The sequence below is a fragment of the Micromonospora sp. NPDC003776 genome (genome assembly GCF_053605645.1).
Genome location: NZ_JBSGJR010000756.1, coordinates 1 through 2,731, shown reverse-complemented (window position 1 = coordinate 2,731; position 2,731 = coordinate 1). Strand labels below are relative to the sequence as shown.

The window sequence follows — 2,731 nt, the reverse complement described above, 5'->3', positions numbered from 1 at the left end:
TCGCCGAGCTGTTCACCGTGGGGCTGGCCATCGGAGTCGGTGAGGGCTTCGGTGTAGCCCTTGTCGACGCCGAGCCTTCGGTCGCCGCATGGCCGTGTCCCGGCCTGGCCGGCGGTGTCGGCCCGGTCGGCGGTGTCGGTCTGTCCGGCGGTGTCGGCCTGGTCGCGGGTCGTCCGGTTCTGGTCGACGGGTGCGTCCTGATCGAGGGAGGCGTCCAGGTCGCTGGTGTCGCCCTGGTCGACGGGGCCGTCCTGGTGGCGGGTGTCGTCCGGTTGGTGGCTGTCGCGCTCGTGGAGCGCGTCCGGCTCGTGGCCGCCGTCGTCCCCGCGGCTGGGCGCCGTGCCGGCCCCGGCGGGGACGTCGTCCGTGGCCTTCGGGGTCCGCTCGTCGCCCGGCTGCCGCGGCGACGGCGGTACGGGGCGCTGGATCGGCTCGTCGGCGCCTGGATCCCGGCCCGTGACCGGGATGCTCCCGTCGGCCGGCCGGCCGGTGTCCGGCTGCGGCTGCGCCATCGCGGCAATCTCCTCTCGCGCCCGTTGCGAGGTTAATACCGCCGTGCCACCCCCGACGAATCCCGCCCACCCGGAACCGGCGGCGATCTTGGACACTTCCCGTGCGGTCCAACCGGAAGTGTCCAAGATCCGGGCGAGCCGCGCCGGGAGCCGCGGCGCGGGCTGCTGCGGTGCGGCGTGGTGGCGGGCGTGGCACCGCGTACCCTTGGGCATCATGAGTGCCCCGTCCACGACGCCGCGTCCGACCGCGTCCAACTCCGTGTGGCCCCGGCTGGAGCCGCTGCTGCCCCAGGTGACCAAGCCCATCCAGTACGTCGGTGGTGAGCTGGGTGCGGTGGTCAAGGACTGGGACGCGGCGACCGTCCGGTGGGCGCTGATGTACCCGGACGCGTACGAGGTGGGCCTGCCCAACCAGGGCGTGCAGATCCTCTACGAGGTGCTCAACGAGCTGCCGGACGTCCTCGCCGAGCGGACGTACGCGGTCTGGCCGGACCTGGAGAAGCTGATGCGCGCCCACGGCGTGCCGCAGTTCACGGTCGACGCGCACCGCTCGGTGCGCGACTTCGACGTGTTCGGCGTCTCGTTCTCCACCGAGCTGGGCTACACCAACCTGCTCACCGCGATCGACCTGGCCGGCATCCCGCTGCTCGCCGCCGACCGCACCGACGCCGACCCGGTGATCGTGGCCGGCGGGCACGCCGCGTTCAACCCGGAGCCGATCGCCGACTTCGTCGACGCCGCCGTGCTCGGTGACGGCGAGGAGGCGGTGCTGGAGATCACCGCGATCGTCCGGGACTGGAAGGCGGAGGGCTGCCCCGGCGGGCGTGACGAGCTGCTGCTGCGGCTGGCCCGCACCGAGAGCGTCTACGTGCCGCGCTTCTACGACGTGGACTACCTGCCCGACGGCCGGATCCAGCGGGTCGTGCCCAACCGCCCGGACGTGCCGTTCCGGGTGCACAAGCGCACGACGATGGACCTGGACGCGTGGCCGTACCCGAAGAAGCCGCTCGTGCCGCTCGCCGAGACGGTGCACGAGCGGTACGCGGTGGAGATCTTCCGCGGCTGCACCCGGGGCTGCCGGTTCTGCCAGGCCGGCATGATCACCCGCCCGGTCCGGGAGCGCTCGATCACCACCGTCGGCCAGATGGTTCAGCAGGGGCTGGAGTTCTCCGGCTTCCACGAGGTCGGCCTGCTGTCGCTGTCGTCGGCCGACCACTCCGAGATCGGCGACATGTGCTCCGGCCTGGCCGAGCAGTACGCGGGCACCAACGTCTCGCTCTCGCTGCCCTCGACCCGGGTCGACGCGTTCAACATCGACCTGGCCCAGGAGCTGTCCCGCAACGGCCGGCGGACCGGTCTGACCTTCGCCCCGGAGGGCGGGTCGGAGCGGATCCGCAAGGTCATCAACAAGATGGTGTCGAAGGAAGACCTGATCCGCACCGTGGTCACCGCGTACACCAACGGCTGGCGGCAGGTGAAGCTCTACTTCATGTGCGGCCTGCCCACAGAGACCGACGAGGACGTCCTCGAGATCGCCGACATGGCGCACGAGGTCATCCGGGCCGGCCGGGCCGCGACCGGGTCCAAGGACATCCGCTGCACAGTCTCCATCGGCGGGTTCGTGCCGAAGCCGCACACCCCGTTCCAGTGGGCGTCGATGGCCCGGCCGGAGGTCATCGACGGTCGGCTCAAGCTGCTCAAGCAGGCGATCAACGCGGACCGTTCGCTGGGCCGGGCGATCGGCTTCCGCTATCACGACGGTGAGCCGTCGCTGATCGAGGGCCTGCTCTCCCGGGGCGACCGCCGGGTCGGCGCGGTGATCCGCAAGGTGTGGGAGAACGGCGGCCGGTTCGACGGGTGGAGCGAGCACTTCTCATACCAGCGCTGGGTGGACGCCGCCGCCGAGGCGCTGCCGACCTTCGGCGTGGACCTGGACTGGTACACCACCCGGGAGCGCGACGAGCTGGAGGTCCTGCCCTGGGACCACCTCGACTCGGGTCTGGACAAGGACTGGCTCTGGCAGGACTGGCAGGACTCCCTGTCCGAGTACGAGCAGGACGACTGCCGGTGGACGCCGTGCTTCGACTGCGGTGTCTGCCCGTCGATGGACACCGAGATCCAGATCGGCCCGACCGGCCGGAAGCTGCTGCCGCTGACCCCGGTCAACGGCCTGAAGCTGCCGGCCGGCGCCCAGCAGTAGCGCCGCCGCCGACCGACCC

2 protein-coding genes are annotated in these 2,731 nt (G+C 71.6%); one reads left to right on the top strand and one right to left on the bottom strand.

Annotated features, from left to right (window positions below; translation table 11 throughout):
* On the bottom strand, positions 1-512 hold a 512-nt coding region (locus ACWEVO_RS34465), incomplete at its 3' end, for a hypothetical protein (protein WP_452311599.1).
* A gap of 214 nt (positions 513-726) precedes the next feature.
* On the opposite strand from ACWEVO_RS34465, the gene ACWEVO_RS34460 reads away from it, so the two are divergent.
* Positions 727-2,712, top strand: coding sequence for a TIGR03960 family B12-binding radical SAM protein (locus tag ACWEVO_RS34460; RefSeq protein WP_452311598.1), 1,986 nt, complete (start codon positions 727-729; stop codon positions 2,710-2,712).
* Positions 2,713-2,731: the final 19 nt, after the last annotated feature.